At 62.1% G+C, this 17319-nt stretch carries 15 protein-coding genes; 14 read left to right on the top strand and 1 reads right to left on the bottom strand.

Annotated features, from left to right (window positions below):
* Positions 1 to 3: 3 nt before the first annotated feature.
* The 9 genes from nuoN to BLW80_RS16435 all read left to right on the top strand — a co-directional run bounded on the left by nuoN (position 4) and on the right by BLW80_RS16435 (position 9052).
* Entirely contained in the window at positions 4 to 1440 is a 1437-nt protein-coding gene (nuoN, locus tag BLW80_RS16475; protein WP_093758772.1) for an NADH-quinone oxidoreductase subunit NuoN, read from the top strand.
* The gene (locus tag BLW80_RS16470; RefSeq protein ID WP_093758771.1) at positions 1441 to 2259 is read left to right on the top strand and encodes a biotin--[acetyl-CoA-carboxylase] ligase; all 819 of its coding nucleotides are present in this window, start codon (positions 1441 to 1443) and stop codon (positions 2257 to 2259) included.
* Positions 2256 to 3920, top strand: coding sequence for a ribonuclease J (locus BLW80_RS16465; RefSeq protein ID WP_089264553.1), 1665 nt, complete (start codon positions 2256 to 2258; stop codon positions 3918 to 3920). Before BLW80_RS16470 ends, BLW80_RS16465 begins: the two co-directional genes overlap by 4 nt.
* Positions 3921 to 3953: 33 nt before the next feature.
* On the top strand, positions 3954 to 4376 hold the full coding sequence (gene mce, locus BLW80_RS16460; RefSeq protein WP_068730877.1) for a methylmalonyl-CoA epimerase: 423 nt from the start codon (positions 3954 to 3956) through the stop codon (positions 4374 to 4376).
* Positions 4377 to 4383: 7 nt separating this feature from the next.
* Positions 4384 to 4659, top strand: a complete 276-nt coding sequence (locus BLW80_RS16455; RefSeq protein ID WP_093758770.1) for a DUF1467 family protein — start codon at positions 4384 to 4386, stop codon at positions 4657 to 4659.
* Positions 4660 to 4715: 56 nt separating this feature from the next.
* Positions 4716 to 5096 (top strand): hypothetical protein, encoded by a 381-nt coding sequence (locus BLW80_RS16450; RefSeq protein WP_093758769.1) that lies wholly within the window; start codon positions 4716 to 4718, stop codon positions 5094 to 5096.
* A 571-nt stretch (positions 5097 to 5667) separates the two neighbouring features.
* Positions 5668 to 6987, top strand: a complete 1320-nt coding sequence (gene proS, locus BLW80_RS16445; RefSeq protein WP_093758768.1) for a proline--tRNA ligase — start codon at positions 5668 to 5670, stop codon at positions 6985 to 6987.
* A gap of 76 nt (positions 6988 to 7063) precedes the next feature.
* Positions 7064 to 8344, top strand: coding sequence for a lipoprotein-releasing ABC transporter permease subunit (locus BLW80_RS16440; protein ID WP_068730873.1), 1281 nt, complete (start codon positions 7064 to 7066; stop codon positions 8342 to 8344).
* Positions 8345 to 8353: 9 nt separating this feature from the next.
* Positions 8354 to 9052, top strand: a complete 699-nt coding sequence (locus BLW80_RS16435; protein ID WP_068730961.1) for an ABC transporter ATP-binding protein — start codon at positions 8354 to 8356, stop codon at positions 9050 to 9052.
* A 59-nt stretch (positions 9053 to 9111) separates the two neighbouring features.
* On the opposite strand, the gene BLW80_RS16430 is transcribed toward BLW80_RS16435, so the two are convergent.
* Positions 9112 to 9411, bottom strand: coding sequence for a DUF3551 domain-containing protein (locus tag BLW80_RS16430; protein ID WP_089264549.1), 300 nt, complete (start codon positions 9409 to 9411; stop codon positions 9112 to 9114).
* A 695-nt stretch (positions 9412 to 10106) separates the two neighbouring features.
* On the opposite strand from BLW80_RS16430, the gene dnaE reads away from it, so the two are divergent.
* From dnaE to frr, 5 genes are all read left to right on the top strand, one after another.
* Complete coding sequence (gene dnaE / locus BLW80_RS16425) at positions 10107 to 13589, top strand: DNA polymerase III subunit alpha (RefSeq protein ID WP_093758767.1); 3483 nt, start codon at positions 10107 to 10109, stop codon at positions 13587 to 13589.
* 201 nt (positions 13590 to 13790) lie between these two features.
* Positions 13791 to 14783 carry a 30S ribosomal protein S2 gene (locus BLW80_RS16420; RefSeq protein ID WP_068730869.1) on the top strand — a complete coding sequence of 331 codons (993 nt, stop codon included), beginning with the start codon at positions 13791 to 13793 and terminating at the stop codon, positions 14781 to 14783.
* Between the two features lie 200 nt (positions 14784 to 14983).
* Positions 14984 to 15907: a translation elongation factor Ts gene (tsf, locus tag BLW80_RS16415; RefSeq protein WP_093758766.1), complete on the top strand. Its 924-nt coding sequence runs from the start codon at positions 14984 to 14986 to the stop codon at positions 15905 to 15907.
* Between the two features lie 67 nt (positions 15908 to 15974).
* The gene (pyrH, locus tag BLW80_RS16410; protein WP_068730867.1) at positions 15975 to 16691 is read left to right on the top strand and encodes a UMP kinase; all 717 of its coding nucleotides are present in this window, start codon (positions 15975 to 15977) and stop codon (positions 16689 to 16691) included.
* A 70-nt stretch (positions 16692 to 16761) separates the two neighbouring features.
* Positions 16762 to 17319 carry a ribosome recycling factor gene (gene frr / locus BLW80_RS16405; protein ID WP_374725665.1) on the top strand — a complete coding sequence of 186 codons (558 nt, stop codon included), beginning with the start codon at positions 16762 to 16764 and terminating at the stop codon, positions 17317 to 17319.

Here is a 17319-nt window from a genome sequence, read left to right as displayed (position 1 = left end):
GCAATGACGATTACGACCGCCGGATATTCCCTGCTGCCCGTACTGCCGGAGCTGATGCTCGCGGTTGGCGCCATGGTGCTGCTGATGATCGGTGCCTTCAACGGACCGAAGGTCACGGGCCTGGTCACCACGCTCGCCGTCTGTCTGCTGGTGGTGGTCGGAGCGGCTGAAATCATGCTGCCCACGGGCAAGCATGTCACTTTCGGCGGCAGCTTCATCGTCGACGATTATGCGCGCTTCCTGAAGGTGCTGGCGATCATCGCGTCGGCCGTGACGCTGATCCTGTCGCGTGAATTCCTCGCGGACCAGTCCCGTCGCATTTTCGAATACGCCATCCTGGTGCTGCTCTCGACGCTCGGCATGATGGTGCTGATCTCGGCCGGCGACCTGATCATGCTGTATCTCGGCCTCGAACTGATGAGCCTTGCGCTCTATGTCGTCGCAGCCTCCAACCGCGACAATGCAAAGTCGACCGAAGCCGGCCTCAAGTATTTCGTGCTGGGTGCGCTGTCGTCCGGCATGCTGCTCTACGGCGCTTCTATGATCTACGGCTTTACCGGCACGGTGTCCTTCGCCGGCATCGCCGCCGAAGCCAAGACCGGCAATATCGGCCTGGTGTTCGGGCTGGTGTTTCTGCTCGCCGGCCTCTGTTTCAAGGTTTCGGCCGTGCCGTTCCACATGTGGACGCCCGATGTCTACGAAGGCGCTCCGACGCCCGTCACCGCCTTCTTCGCTTCGGCCCCGAAGGTTGCAGCACTCGCTGTGTTCACCCGCGTCACGCTGACCGCGTTCCCGGGCATCGTGGTGCAATGGCAGCAGGTCGTGGTGTTCGTGTCGCTGGCCTCGATGGTGCTGGGCTCGTTCGCCGCCATCGGCCAGACCAACATCAAGCGCCTGATGGCCTATTCGTCGATCGGCCATATGGGCTTCGCGCTGGTCGGCCTTGCCGCCGGCACGCAGGAGGGTGCGCAGGGCGTGCTGGTCTATATCGCGATCTATGTCGCGATGACCCTCGGCACCTTCGCCATCATCCTGACCATGAAGCGGGGTGGCCAGCCGGTTGAGACGATCAAGGATTTCGCCGGCCTGTCGCGCACCAATCCGATCATCGCCTTCTTCTTCGCGATGTTCCTGTTCTCGCTGGCAGGCGTGCCGCCGCTGGCCGGCTTCTTCGGCAAGTTCTACGTCTTCATGGCGGCCATCAAGTCGGGCCTGTTCGTACTGGCCGTGGTCGGTGTGTTGGCCAGCGTGGTGGGCGCGTTCTACTATCTGTCCATCGTGAAGCTCATGTATTTCGACGAGCCGGTCGGGAAGCTCGATCCGATGCGTGTTGAACTGCGCACGGTGCTGGCTGTGGCGGGTCTCTTCAACGTGTTGTTCTTCGTCTATCCGGCGCCTCTGGTCAGCGCGGCGGCATTCGCAGCGAAGTCGCTGTTCTAGATGGTATTTTCGCTCGGTCCCCGAGCCCTCGCGGCGGGCACGAAGCTCGCCGCATTCGACACAACCGGTTCGACCAATACGGAAGCTATGGACAGCGCGCGCGCAGGCGAGCGCGGTCCGATGTGGTTTGTCACAACGGAACAGACTGCGGGACGTGGGCGGCGGCATCGGCCGTGGGTCGCTCCCCGCGGGAACCTCGCCAGTTCGGTGCTGGAAGTTCTTGATGTGACGCCCTCAGTTGCGGCGACGCTGGGCTTTGCGGCCGGCGTTGCCGTTGAGAAGGCGCTCCGACAGATCAGCGTCGAAGCCGCGATGCGGGCGCCGCAGTCGGCCGCGAATGATTATCGGCTGAAATGGCCGAACGACGTTCTGGCAGGCGGGCACAAGCTGGTCGGAATGAATCTGGAGGCGGAGGCAGCGCCGAACGGCCAGCTTGCTGTTGTCGTCGGCATCGGCACCAATGTGGTGGCGGCCCCCGACAATATGCCTTATCCGGTTGCTTGCCTGCATGCGATGGGTGTCAGCGCCAGCGCTGAAGACCTGTTTGCGGCGCTTTCGGACACCTGGCAGGAGATGCGCGGCATCTGGGATTCCGGCCGCGGGTTTGCCGAGATCCGGCGACAGTGGCTGGAGCGTGCAGCAGGGATCGGTCAGCCGGTGTCCGTGGACAACGGGGTACAGACGATTTCGGGAATTTTCGACACCATTGATGAGGCCGGTTGTATGATTGTCGCGACAGCGGATCGCCGGCGAATCCCTATTACCGCCGGCGACGTTCATTTCGGATCGGCCGCGTCGACAAGGACAGTACGCAAATGACGCGACCCAACGAATTGACCTTCGCACCGCTGGGAGGCGTCGGCCAGATTGGCATGAACCTGTCGATCTATGGCCTGGCCGGGAAGTGGCTGGCGATCGACCTCGGCGTCTACTTTGGCGACGAGGAACATCTGCCAGGTATCGATCTGGTGATGCCCGACGTGCGCTTCCTGGAAAAGGAAAAGAAGAATCTCGTCGGTCTCGTGCTCACCCACGCCCATGAGGACCACTTCGGCGCCATCATCGACCTGTGGCCCAAGCTGAAATGCCCGATCTATGCGACGCAGTTCAGCGCCGCATTGTTCGAAGCCAAATGCGCCAGCGAGCGCAATCCGCCGAAGATCCCGGTCACCGTGGTGCCCTCGGGCGGCCGCATCAATCTCGGCCCGTTCGATATCGAGTTCATTCCGGTTGCGCATTCGATTCCGGAATCCCATGCGATCGCGCTGCACACGCCGCTCGGCACCGTGCTGCATACCGGTGACTGGAAGATCGATCCGACGCCGATCATAGGCCTGCCAACCGACGAAAAGCGGCTGCGCGAACTCGGCGATGCCGGCGTGCTGGCCATCATCGGCGACTCCACGAATGCGGTGCGCGATGGCCGCTCACCTTCCGAAACGGAGGTTGCCGCCACGCTCACCAAACTGGTGAAGGCTGCCAAGGGCCGCGTCGCCGTTACGACCTTCGCATCGAACGTGGCGCGGTTGCGGGCCGTTGCCGAAGCGGCGCAGGCCGCGGGCCGCGAAGTGGTGCTGGTCGGCCGCGCTATGGAGCGCGTCGTGCAGGTGGCCCGCGAATGCGGCTATCTCGATGGACTGCCGGCGTTCCGTAACGCCGACTATTACGGCCATTTCCCGCCGGACAAGGTGGTGGCGCTGTGCACGGGCAGTCAGGGTGAAGCGCGCGCGGCGCTGGCGCGTATCGCCAGCGACGATCATCCGATGGTGACCCTCAACAAGGGTGATACGGTGATCTTCTCGTCGCGGACCATTCCGGGCAACGAGAAGGCGGTCGGCACCATCATCAACGGTCTTGTCACGCAGGGCATCGAGGTGATCACCGATCGCGATGCGCTGGTGCATGTGTCGGGCCATCCGCGCCGCGACGAATTGCGCGACATGATTTCCTGGGTTCGTCCGCAATTGCTGATCCCCGTCCATGGCGAGGCGCTGCATCTGCATGAGCATGCCAAGCTCGCGCGCGCCTGCGGCGTGCCGCGGACCATGATCGTCAAGAACGGCGACCTCGTGCGCCTGGCGCCCGGCGATGCTGCCGTCATCGACGAATTGCCGTCGGGCCGCATGTTCAAGGACGGCCTCATTCTCGAGGATTCCAAGTCCCGCGCGGTGAGCGAGCGGCGCCGGCTGTCCTTTGCCGGTTGCGCTTTCGTGGCACTGGCCGTGACCATGAAGGGCGAACTGGTCGATGACCCTGCGGTCGACCTGATCGGCATTCCCGAAAAGAACCTCAAGGGCGAGGTGATGGAGGATGTCGTGTTCGACATCGTCGTCAACATCGTCGAGAACCTGCCCAAGGCGCGCAAGCGCGATCCCGATGCGATGGCGGAGTCGGTGCGACGCGCCGTCCGCTCGTCACTCGCCGATCAATGGGGCAAGAAGACGATGTGCTACGTTCACATCCTGCAGGTCGAAGACTAAAAGCAAAGAAACAAAGACGACGGAGGAAACACGATGCTGGGCCGGCTCAATCATGTGGCGATTGCCGTCGCCGATGCGGAGAAAGCTGCGAAGATCTACGGCACCGCCTTCGGTGCCGAGATTTCCGCGACCGTGCCGCTGCCGGAGCATGGCGTGATCACGGTGTTCGCGACGCTGCCGAATACCAAGATCGAGTTCATCCAGCCGCTGGGCGCGGATTCCCCGATCGCCAAATTCGTCGAGCGCAATCCTGACGGCGGCATTCATCACATCTGTTACGAAGTGCCGGATATCATCGCGGCACGCGACAACCTGATCAAGGAAGGCGCGCGCGTGCTTGGCGACGGCCAGCCGAAGATCGGCGCCCATGGCAAGCCTGTGCTGTTCCTGCATCCCAAGGATTTCTCGGGCGCGCTGGTAGAGATCGAACAAGCTTCCGAAATCGAACAGTCCTGAGGACGCGATGGCCTATACGATCTCGACGTCGCTCGCGGTCTATTTCGTCATCTGGTGGATCACGCTGTTCCTGACGCTGCCGTTCGGCGTGCGCAGCCAGCATGAGGACGGCGAGGGTACCGACGGCACCGATCCCGGTGCGCCTGTGCTGGCCCGGATGGGGCGCAAGCTGATCTGGACCACGGTGATTTCCGCGGTGCTATTCGCGGGCGGCATGTATGCGTATCGCATGGGCTACTTCAACATCGAGAGGCTCTCGAAGCTGATGGGCGTGCCGATCTGAGAGCGATCTTTAACCTGCGGAGTCTGTCCTTTCAGGTGTCGATACGGAGCTGACGCATGAAGCGCTTTCTGCTTTTTCTGTTGCTTGGGCCGGCTGTCGGTTTCGCGGTTTTCGAGCTGCGCGAAATTGCCAGCGGCAGGATCATCGGCGGCTTTCCCGGCTTCATTATGGGATTGCCATTTGCCTACTGGTTCGGGCTGATCCCGTCGCTGGTGATGTGGCTTGAGGACTGGTTCCTTGAAGACAAGATGCAGCTGTGGCCGAAGGTGCTGACCTCGGCGTTGACTGGCTATGTCGTGAGTATCGGGATGATGTTGATCTGGACGTCGGTGTCGATTCCGCTGCGTCAGATTCTTACATTCGGGATCGTCGGCGCGGTACAGGGCCTGATCTGTTCGTGGCTGTCGGGCATCAAGCCGAAGGGTGGTGCGCTGTAATACGCGGCGCTTTGCATCTCCGAAAAAAGGCCGGCATGGATGCCGGCCTTTTTTGCGTCTCGGACGATATGAAGCGTCGCTATCGTTGTCGGGAATCTGCCGAAAAAAAAGAGCAGGGCCGCAGCCCTGCTCGGAAAATTGTGTCGACCCTATTACCCCAAACTTTGGATTTTATCCTTGCTTAGCGGGTTGACGCTGCTTGAGCGCGTCAGGGCTCCTCCCGAGACTTGGACCACCAGACTCTGTCCTTACGAACCGCCTGAGCTGTGAGTCGTAGCTTAACTTTTTTTGTTTGTCACCAATTTCGGCAATGTGTGTTCAAAATTTAGGCCAAGGGTAGAATCGCGACCTTTTACGCGATTTCCGGTCACGCTGGGGTCGCTGTGGCCGATATCGGAAATGGAGATATTTGACAGCCTGCGAAGCAATTCGCCAGGCGAACGGAATTAAGCCCCGATTGCCAGCTCCATGTCCTAGACTGCCCGGCGTCCGACCCGTCGCCCTTGTATTTTGGCGGCCGATCCGGTTTCACTCGCGTTCTCCCGTGTCCCTCCGATTCCCAGGCCTAACCATGCGATTGTCGCGCTATTTTCTGCCCATTCTCAAGGAAACGCCGAAGGAAGCCGAGATCGTCTCGCACCGGCTGATGCTGCGCGCGGGCATGATCCGGCAGGAGGCCGCCGGCATCTATGCCTGGTTGCCGCTGGGCCTGCGGGTGCTGAAGAAGATCGAGGCGATCGTCCGCGAGGAGCAGAACCGGGCGGGCGCCATCGAGCTCCTGATGCCGACATTGCAGCTCGCCGATCTCTGGCGCGAAAGTGGGCGCTACGACGCCTATGGGCCGGAGATGCTGCGCATCGTCGACCGCCACAAGCGGGAGCTTCTCTACGGGCCGACCAACGAGGAAATGATCACCGAGATCTTCCGCGGCTATGTGAAGTCCTACAAGAGCCTGCCGCTGAACCTGTACCACATCCAGTGGAAGTTCCGTGACGAGCAGCGTCCGCGTTTCGGCGTGATGCGCGGCCGCGAATTCCTGATGAAGGATGGGTATTCATTCGACATCGACGAAGCCGCGGCGAAGCATTCCTACAATCAGATGTTCGTCGCTTACTTGCGCACCTTCGCCCGCATGGGCCTGAAGGCGATCCCGATGCGCGCCGAGACCGGACCGATCGGCGGGGATCACTCCCACGAATTCATCGTGCTCGCTGAGACCGGCGAGTCCGGCGTGTTCTGCGACAAGAACGTGCTCGATCTGCCGATCCCGCCGGCCGATGTCGATTATAGCGGTGATCTCACGGGCATCATCAATCAGTGGACCTCGATCTATGCGGCGACCGAAGACGTCCACGACGCTGCGCGGTTCGAAAGCGAAGTGCCGGCCGATCGGCGGCTCAACACCCGCGGTATCGAAGTCGGCCAGATCTTCTATTTCGGCACCAAATATTCCGACGCGATGAAGGCGACCGTTGCCGGCGCCGATGGCGCGGAGACGGCGATCCATGGCGGCTCCTACGGCGTCGGCGTATCGCGGCTGCTGGGCGCGATCATTGAGGCCTGCCATGACGAGAACGGCATCAAGTGGCCCGAGGAAGTGGCGCCGTTCCGCGCCGCCATCCTCAACCTCAAGCAGGGTTCGGCCGATACGGATGCGGCCTGCGAGGCGCTCTACAAGGAGCTCTCGGCCAAGGGCGTCGATGTGCTCTATGACGACACCGACCAGCGCGCCGGCGGCAAGTTTGCCACTGCCGATCTGATCGGTGTGCCCTGGCAGATCCTCGTTGGCCCGAAGGGGCTGGCCGAAGGCAAGGTCGAGCTGAAGCGGCGCGATGACGGTTCACGTGAGAATATCAGCGCCGCCGAGGTCGTCGCAAAGCTGACGTCCTGACGACTTATCCACTGTGTGGTCGCCGCATCACTCACGATGCGGCTAGAATAAGCCCGATTCGTATGGGAGTCGGGCGATGGATGATGCCATGAGCGAGCCAGTTCGAACCCCACCCTTCGCCGCCTTCGAATGGCTGCTGTCCGGACGCTATCTCCGCGCGCGCCGCAAAGAGGGATTCATCTCCGTCATTGCCGGCTTCTCGTTCCTCGGCATCATGCTCGGCGTCGCCACGCTGATCATCGTGATGGCCGTGATGAATGGCTTCCGCAAGGAGCTGCTCGACAAGATCTTGGGTCTCAACGGGCATCTGCTGGTGCAGCCGCTGGAAAGTCCTCTGACCGACTGGAAGGATGTCGCCGACCGCATCAGCGGTGTGAATGGCATTCGTCTCGCGGCGCCGGTTGTGGATGGCCAGGGACTGGGATCATCCGCGTTCGGTGCTGCCGGCATCTTTATCCGCGGTATCCGCTCTGGCGATCTCAATAACCTCACGTCGATCGCCAAGAACATCAAGCAGGGCACGCTCGAAGGCTTCGATGACGGGCAGGGTGTGGCGATCGGTCGGCGGCTGGCAGATCAGCTCTCGATCCACGCCGGCGACATGATCACGTTGATCTCGCCGAAGGGGGCGGTGACCCCGATGGGCACGACGCCGCGGATCAAGCCCTACAAGGTTGCTGCCGTCTTCGAGATCGGCATGTCGGAATATGACTCGACCTTCGTCTTCATGCCATTGGCCGAGGCGCAGACTTACTTCAATCGCCCTTCTGACGTGACCTCGATCGAGGTCTACACCAACAATCCCGACAGGATCGACGAGTATCGCAAGCTCGTGACCGAGGCGGCCGGGCGACCGATCTTCATCGTCGATTGGCGGCAGCGCAACTCGACCTTCTTCAATGCGCTGCAAGTCGAGCGCAACGTCATGTTCCTGATCCTGACGCTGATCGTGCTGGTGGCGGCGCTGAACATCGTCTCCGGCCTGATCATGCTGGTGAAGGACAAGGGCAGCGACATCGCGATCCTGCGCACCATGGGCGCCTCTCAAGGCTCGATCATGCGGGTGTTCCTGATCACCGGTGCTGCGATCGGCGTGGTCGGCACGCTGGTCGGCTTCTTCGTTGGACTACTGGTCTGCTTCAACATCGAGACGATCCGGCAATTCATCTCCTGGATGACATCCACGGAGCTGTTCTCGCCGGAACTGTATTTCCTGTCCAAGCTGCCGGCCGAGGTCGACGTCGGCGAAACCAGCGCGGTGGTCATCATGGCGCTGACGCTGTCGTTCCTGGCGACCCTCTACCCGTCGTGGCGCGCCGCGCGCCTCGATCCCGTCGATGCGCTAAGATACGAGTGAGTGACTGATATGGCGCAAGGGGCAGATGATGTACCGGTGGTCTATCTCCACGACATCAAGCGGCAATACACCCAGGGCGAAAGCGTTCTGACCATTCTCGACAATGCCAAGCTGGCATTGTGGGCGGGGCAGTCTGTCGCGCTGGTGGCGCCGTCCGGCTCGGGCAAGTCGACGCTGCTGCATATTGCCGGCCTGCTCGAGAGCCCGGATGACGGCGAGGTCTATGTCGGCGGCACCGCGACCTCGGGCCTGTCGGACACCGAGCGCACCCAGATCCGCCGCACCGATATCGGGTTCGTCTACCAGTCACATCGGCTGCTGCCGGAATTCACCGCGCTGGAGAACGTCATGCTGCCGCAGATGATCCGCGGCCTGAAGCGCTCCGAGACGGTTGCCCGCGCCAAGGAAATCCTGGCCTATCTGGGTCTGGCCGAACGCATCACACATCGCCCTGCGGAGCTGTCGGGCGGCGAGCAGCAGCGCGTTGCGATTGCCCGTGCGGTGGCCAATGCACCGCGCGTGTTGTTTGCCGACGAGCCGACGGGCAATCTCGATCCGCACACCGCGGATCACGTCTTCAAGGCGCTGATGCAGCTCGTGAAGGCGACCAAGGTGGCGATGCTGATCGCGACCCACAACATGGAACTGGCTGGCCGCATGGACCGGCGGGTGTCGCTGGAAAACGGCAAGGTCGTCGAACTCGACTGACCCCGCCACTCGTTTCATTTGAGAGAGAAAAAGCGGGGCGCCGCGGACGGCGCCGTCGCTCAGTAGCTGCTCTTACGCTTGCGCTTCACGCGCGGCTGCTGCGGCGCGTAGGTCTGCGCATAGGCCAGCGCCGGATTGGCAAAGCAGGTCAGGCCGATGCCCGATGCCGTCGCGGCGCACTGCGCATAGGTGCGGTAGCTGCAGTCGTCGTCGTCATAGAGCGAGCGCATGCAGAACGGATAACCGCTCGGCGTGTTGAACGAGAACGGGCCGGGATCGGTGCGCTGTGCTGCGGCGGGCGTGACGGTGAGGGCCGAGAGGGCGCCGAAGGCGACCAGAGCAAGCAGGGCTGCGCGCATCGAATTCTCCTGCCGACTCAGATGGCCGGCTGCGTGTGATCTCTGACCGGCACAAAGCCGGTCCGAGAGGTATTCGTCAACTCACAAAGCCGGATTCCGCTCCGCATCTGGCGCCGGAAACATGCCGTAACAGGGCTTGTTCGGCACAGGCGACGCAATACGGCGTAGGTGATCGCCGGCGAGGGATGGCCTTGGCTGGCTGGGCGTAAAGCGTGCCGGCCTGCCATTTTAACCATCCCGAATATGAGGCGCGACGAGCCCGGATCGGCTGCTTGACTCAGGAACAGAATGAGAACAATGTTCTTCATATGTTCCAGAGATCACGGAGGCCACCATGTTGAAGACCTTTGTTGAAGAAGCCGCTGCACTGGCATCGATCGTCCTGTTCGTCGGCATGATTGCGGTTTGGGCGCAACTGATCCCCCAGCTGTGATCTTGCTCCCGGACGCTGGCTGCGAAGCTGGCGCCGGAACACCGGGGAAGCACTCTCCGGTGGATACGGGAACGCTCCCGGGGAATGACAGGCATTCCCTAGGGAATGCGGGGACGCTTCCGGGCCCGAGCGGGTTTCACATGGACTTGGCCGGGGGCAGGCATCACCATAGGGCAGCGAGTCGGCCTGAACAGGCTGCCGCGATCCCCAGTGTCGATGACTGCCCAGATCGGGCGCTGCAAAGTCCGGAACGCCCCACGCCATGAGTCAGAAGCCCGCCGCCGCGTCGAATGCCGGATTTGTCCATCTGCACGTGCATTCGGCCTATTCGCTGCTGAAGGGCTCGATCAAGATCCAAAAACTGGCGGAACTGGCGAAGGCCGACCATCAGCCGGCGCTGGCGCTGACCGACAGCGACAACATGTTTGGCGCGCTGGAATTCTCCGAGAAGCTGGTGGGCTATGGCATCCAGCCGATCACGGGCTGCGAGGTCGCGATCGATTTCGGTGACCAGGATCCCAATGCCCGTAATGCGCTGAACGCCGTGATGCCGCGCATTGTGCTGCTGGCCGCCAAGGAGCGCGGCTATCAGAGCCTGATGAAACTCAACTCGCGCGCGTTTCTGGAAACCCCGGTCAATCATGCGCCCCACATCAAGCTGGAATGGCTGCTGGAGGAAACAGAAGACCTGATCGCGTTGAGCGGCGGTCCTGACGGTCCGATCAATCAGGCGCTGCTCGCCGATCAATCCGCGCTTGCCGCTACGCGTTGCGACCGACTCGCATCGCTATTCGGCGATCGGCTCTACATCGAACTGCAGCGTCATGGCGCAGAGAAGGAGCGCCGCGCCGAAGCGGGTTTGATAGACCTGGCTTACGCCAAGGGCCTGCCGCTGGTGGCAACGAACGAGCCGTATTTTGCCGCCGCGGATGACTATGAGGCCCATGATGCGCTGCTATGTATCGCCGGTGGCAGGATCATTGCCGAAACGGACCGCGAGCAGCTCACTACCGATCATCGCTTCAAGACTCGCGCCGAAATGGCGGTTCTGTTTGCCGATATTCCCGAGGCATTGGCGTCAACCGTCGAAATCGCCGAGCGCTGCTCGTTCCGGCCAAAGACGCGCAAGCCGATCCTGCCGCGCTTCACGGTGGGCGCCGGCAGTAACGCTGAAGGTGCGGCCCAGGAGGAATCCGACGAGTTGCGCCGTCAGGCCGAGGAAGGCCTGCGCAAACGTCTCGAGATCCACGGCGTGTCGCAGGGCAAGAGCGAGGAGGAATACCACGCGCGGCTCGACTTCGAACTCAACGTCATCTCCCGCATGAACTATGCGGGTTACTTCCTGATCGTGTCCGACTTCATCAAATGGGCGAAGGCGCAGGGCATTCCGGTCGGACCGGGCCGCGGTTCGGGCGCCGGCTCGCTGGTCGCCTGGGTCTTGACCATCACAGATCTCGATCCCCTGCAGTTCAACCTGCTGTTCGAGCGCTTCCTCAATCCGGAACGCGTCTCGATGCCCGACTTCGATATCGACTTCTGCCAGGATCGCCGCGGTGAGGTGATCTCCTATGTGCAGCAGCGCTACGGCCGCGATCAGGTCGCGCAGATCATCACCTTCGGCACGCTGCAGGCGCGCGGCGTGTTGCGCGACGTCGGCCGGGTGCTGCAGATGCCCTATGGCCAGGTCGACAAGCTGACCAAGCTGGTGCCGCAAAATCCGGCGGCCCCTGTGACCTTGGCTGCGGCGATCGAAGGCGAGCCGAAACTGCAGGCGCTCCGCGACGAGGATCCGATCGTCGCCAAAGCCTTCGATATTGCGCAGCGTCTCGAGGGCCTGACACGCCACGCTTCGACCCACGCCGCAGGCATCGTGATTGGCGACCGGCCGCTGTCGCAGCTCGTGCCGATGTATCGCGATCCGAAATCGGACATGCCGGTCACCCAGTTCAACATGAAATGGGTTGAGCCAGCAGGTCTCGTGAAGTTCGACTTCCTCGGCCTGAAGACGTTGACGGTGCTCGATGTCGCCGTGAAGCTGCTCAAGCAGCGCAATATTGACGTCAATCTTGCGACCACGCCGATTACCGATCCCAAGAGCTACGAGATGCTGGCGCGCGGTGAAGTGGTCGGCGTGTTCCAGGTGGAAAGCCAGGGTATGCGGCGCGCGCTTGTGGACATGCGGCCCGACCGTTTCGAGGACATCATCGCGCTGGTCGCGTTGTATCGTCCGGGCCCGATGGCGAACATCCCGACCTATTGCGCGCGCAAGCATGGCGATGAAGAGCCGGAATATCTGCATCCGATCATCGAGCCGATCCTGAAGGAAACTTTCGGCGTCATCATCTATCAGGAACAGGTGATGCAGATCGCACAGGTCATGGCCGGCTATTCGCTCGGCGACGCCGACCTGCTGCGCCGCGCGATGGGCAAGAAGATCCGCGCCGAAATGGAAAAGCAGCGCGAGATCTTCGTTGCAGGCTCTGTCAAGAACGGCGTGCCGAAGGGGCAGGCCGATACGATCTTCGATCTGCTGGCAAAATTCGCCGACTATGGCTTCAACAAGAGCCACGCGGCGGCCTATGCGCTGGTGTCGTATCACACCGCCTATATGAAGGCGCATTATCCGGTGGAGTTCATTGCGGCGTCGATGACGCTCGACATGGGCAACACCGACAAGCTGTCGGAATTTCGCGCCGAGGCGCAGCGGCTCGGTATCAAGGTCGAGGCGCCGAACATCAATCGTTCGGGCGTCACCTTCGAGGTCAGCGACAACACGATCTATTATGCGCTGGCCGCGTTGAAAGGCGTCGGCGCTGGCGCCGTCGAGCTGATCGTCGCCGAGCGCAACAAGAATGGTTTGTTCACGTCGCTTGCCGACTTTGCGTCGCGCGTGAGCCCACGCGCCGTCAACAAGCGCATCATCGAAACACTCGCTGCGGCCGGCGCCTTCGATACGCTCGATCCACATCGTGCCCGCGTGCATGGCGGCGCGGATGCTATTTTGGCCGCCTGCCAGAGCGCCCATGTGGATACGACAATCGGTCAGGGAAACATGTTTGGCGGCGCGGCCGATGCGCCGACCATCATGTTGCCGCAGATCGACAACTGGCTGGCGGCGGAGAAGCTGCGCAAGGAATACGACGCTATTGGCTTCTTCCTGTCCGGCCATCCGCTCGATGACTATGCGACCGCCCTGAAGCGACTGCGGGTGCAGAGCTGGGCCGAGTTCTGCCGCGCGGTCAAAACCGGCGCTACGGCGGGCAGGGTGGCGGCTACCGTCGTGTCCCGCATGGAGCGGAGGACCAAGACCGGCAACAAGATGGGCATCATGGGTCTATCCGACCCGACCGGCCATTTCGAGGCGGTGCTGTTCTCCGAAGGGCTTGCCCAATACCGCGACGTGCTGGAACCGGGTACCGCGGTGCTGCTGCAACTCGGTGCCGAACTCCAGGGCGAGGACGTTCGGGCCCGGGTTCTCCACGCGGAGCCTCTGGATGCCGCCGCTGCCAAGACCCAGAAGGGGCTCAGGGTGACCATGAAGGACACCAAGGCACTGGATTCGCTGGTAAAACGCCTCCAACCGCAGCCTAGCAATGCCGCCGGCGGGGGCGACGTCTCGCTGATCCTTCGCCTCGACCTGCAAACTGAGGTCGAATTCAAGCTCGAAGGCCGGTTCCAGGTGTCCCCGCAGATTGCCGGCGCCATCAAGGCGGTTTCCGGGGTGGAAATGGTCGAAACGCTTTGAGCTGGCAACCCGCGCGGTAAACCGGCCGAAGCCGCCGGATTTCCTTGCTTATCCCGGGAATCCGGCTATAAGCCGGCCCATCTCACACGGAAGCATGGCTTAATCGCCGTCCGGTGGCATCCGGGCTGCACGGCAGAATCCTCTGCCCGAACGCTCGTTTGCTCACACGCTTCCGGAGGAAACAACCGGAGAATTGATACTATGGCACTACCCGAATTTTCTATGCGTCAACTGCTCGAAGCTGGCGTCCACTTTGGCCACCAGTCGCACCGCTGGAATCCGAAGATGGCGAATTACATCTTCGGCGCACGTAACAACATCCACATCATCGACCTCGCGCAGACCGTGCCGTTGCTGCACACCGCGCTGAAGGCTGTGAGCGACACCGTCGCCAAGGGCGGCCGCATCCTGTTCGTCGGCACCAAGCGCCAGGCGCAAGACGTCGTTGCCGAAGCTGCGAAGCGCTCGGCGATGTACTTCGTCAATTCGCGCTGGCTCGGCGGCACCCTGACCAACTGGAAGACCATCTCCGGTTCGATCAAGCGTCTGCGTCACCTGGACGAAGTGCTGAACTCCGGCGATGCGTCGGCCTACACCAAGAAGGAGCGTCTGACGCTGCAGCGCGAGCGCGACAAGCTCGATCGCTCGCTGGGCGGCATCAAGGACATGGGCGGTCTGCCCGACCTGATCTTCGTGATCGACACCAACAAGGAAGACATCGCGATCCAGGAAGCTCAGCGTCTGGGTATCCCTGTCGCGGCGATCGTCGACACCAACTCGGATCCGAAGGGCATCACCTATGTGGTCCCGGGCAACGACGACGCCGGCCGTGCGCTGTCGCTGTATTGCGACCTGATCGCACGCGCTGTCATCGACGGCATCTCGCGCGCCCAGGGCGACTCGGGCTTCGATATCGGTGCATCGGCTGCCCCGGTGGCTGAGGCCATCCCGGCTCCGGAAGCTGGCTTCCAGGGCCTGGCCGGTCCGCGCGGCACCGCCGACGATCTCAAGAAGCTCACCGGCGTGTCCGGTGCGATCGAGAAGAAGTTCAACGACCTCGGCATCTTCCACTACTGGCAGCTGGCCGAACTCGATCACGACACCGCCCACAAGATTGGCGAAGAAGTTGGTCTTCCGGCCCGTGCCGACGGCTGGGTCGCCCAGGCCAAGGGTCTGACGGCGGAAGCCGAGTAACGCGCAGGCGTGATCCCGGAACCGGTGTCCCGGTTCCGGACAAAATCATGCCGATGCGACAGCCAAGAAACTATTGTGCGGCCGTCATCCCGGCCGCACTTTCCATCTCTACACTTCTCTTGATGATAGTTCCTGCGGCGTAACGCGATTGACCAGCACCGGCTGGCTCGCAGGCGCCCTGACAGGCAAAGGGTTCAACGATGGCAACGATTACTGCAGCGATGGTCAAGGACCTCCGCGAAACCACCGGCGTCGGCATGATGGATTGCAAGAACGCACTGGCTGCCAATGACGGCGACATGCAGGCGTCAATCGACTGGCTGCGCGCAAAGGGCCTGTCCAAGGCCGCCAAGAAGGCTGACCGCGTTGCGGCTGAAGGCCTGATCGGCGTTCTCACCGCCGGCAACAAGGGCGTCGTGGTCGAAGTCAATTCCGAGACCGACTTCGTCGCGCGCAACGATCAGTTCCAGGGCCTGGTCAAGATGATCGCCCAGGTCGCGCTCAAGGTTGGCTCCGACGTTGAGGCCATCAAGGCGCACAAGGTTGGCGACGTTACTGTCGAGACCGCGATCACGGAAGCTATCGCCACCATCGGCGAAAACATGACCCTGCGCCGCGCCGCGACGCTGGAAGTCTCGGCCGGCGTCGTGTCGAGCTACGTGCATAACGCCGTGATCGAAGGTCTCGGCAAGATGGGCATCATCGTCGCGCTGGAATCCACCGGCAAGGCTGACGAGCTCGCCACCCTCGGCAAACAGATCGCGATGCATGTCGCTGCTGCCAACCCGCAGGCGCTGGACTCCGCCGGCCTCGATCCGGCCGTCGTTGCTCGCGAGAAGGAAGTGATGGCGGACAAGTATCGTCAGCAGGGCAAGCCGGACGCGATGATTGAGAAGATCGTCGAGAACGGCCTGAAGACCTATTACAAGGAAGTCTGCCTGCTGGATCAGGCCTTCATCCACGATACCGGCAAGTCGGTGGCGCAGGCCGTCAAGGAAGCCGAAGGCAAGGTTGGCGCGCCGATCAAGCTCGCTGGCTTCGTGCGCTACGCGCTCGGCGAAGGCATCGAGAAGCAGACTTCGGACTTTGCCGCCGAAGTTGCCGCCGCCAGCGGCCAGAAGTAAGACGAATTGGAAGACCTCCCGGCGATCTACGCCGGGAGCTGCCGCCTCGAAAGGAAGCGATCGCATCATGGGTGAGCCGCTCTATCGTCGCGTCGTGATCAAGGTCTCGGGTGAGTCTTTCGCCGGAGGCCAGTCATTCGGTATCGATCAGCCGACCATCGACCGCATTGCCGTCGATCTCATTGCAGCCCAGAAACTTGGTGTCGAAGTCGCCGTCGTCGTCGGTGGCGGCAATATCTTCCGCGGCGTCGAAGTCTCCTCGCGTGGTGTGTCGCGCCCGACCGGCGATAGCATGGGCATGCTCGCTACCGTTATGAACTGCCTGGCACTGGAAGCTGCGATCGAGCGCCACGCCGTGCCGGCGCGCACGCTGTCGGCGATGGTGATGCCGCAGGTCTGCGAACTCTTCACACGTGCTGCTGCACACAAATACCTGTCCGAGGGCCGGATCGTGCTGCTGGCCGGCGGTACCGGCAATCCGTTCTTCACCACCGACACGACCGCAGTGTTGCGCGCTGCCGAGATCGGCGCATCGGCCGTGTTGAAGGCGACCAATGTGGACGGCGTGTACAGCGCCGATCCAAAGAAGGATCCGAACGCGACGCGCTTCGAGCGTCTCAGCCATTCGCAGGCGGTTGAGGGGAACTACAAAGTCATGGATGCGACGGCTTTCGCGCTTGCCCGCGAGACCTCGCTGCCTATCATCGTGTTCTCGATCGCCGAACCGGGTTCGATCGGCGCCATTTTGACTGGTACTGGCCGCGGCACCATCGTCGCGGGCTGATTTTAGACGGGTTCGGAGCGCCATACCCGCTTCGCACCAGCAGGATACAAGGGAGAGCTGCATGGCCACCATGGCCCCATTCGACATCAACGACCTCAAGCGCCGTATGCAGGGCTCAACCCAGTCGCTGAAGCATGAGCTTGGCGGCTTGCGCACCGGACGTGCGGCAGCCTCGATGCTGGAGCCGGTCCAGGTGGAAGCCTATGGCAGCCACATGCCGCTGAACCAGGTTGCGACCGTCAGCGTTCCCGAGCCGCGCCTGCTGTCGGTGCAGGTTTGGGACAAGTCGATGGTCAAGGCGGTGGAAAAGGCGATCGTCGATTCCAATCTCGGCCTCAGCCCGGCAACGGAAGGCCAGATTCTGCGGCTGCGTATTCCCGAATTGAACACCGAGCGCCGCAAGGAACTCGTGAAGGTCGCGCATAAATATGCCGAGGCAGCCAAGGTCGCCGTGCGCCACGTCCGCCGCGACGGTCTCGACATCATCAAGAAGCTCGAGAAGGCTCACGAGATTTCCGAGGACGACCAGAAGCGCCACGATACCGAAGTGCAGAAGGTCACGGACAGCATAATCGCTGAAATCGATCAGTTGCTGGCGGCTAAGGAAAAGGAAATCATGACGGTTTAA

Source organism: Tardiphaga sp. OK245, assembly GCF_900108575.1.
Classification (GTDB): Bacteria; Pseudomonadota; Alphaproteobacteria; order Rhizobiales; family Xanthobacteraceae; genus Tardiphaga; species Tardiphaga robiniae.
Note: the sequence above shows the minus strand (reverse complement) of the source record. Positions and strands in the feature narration are given on the sequence as shown.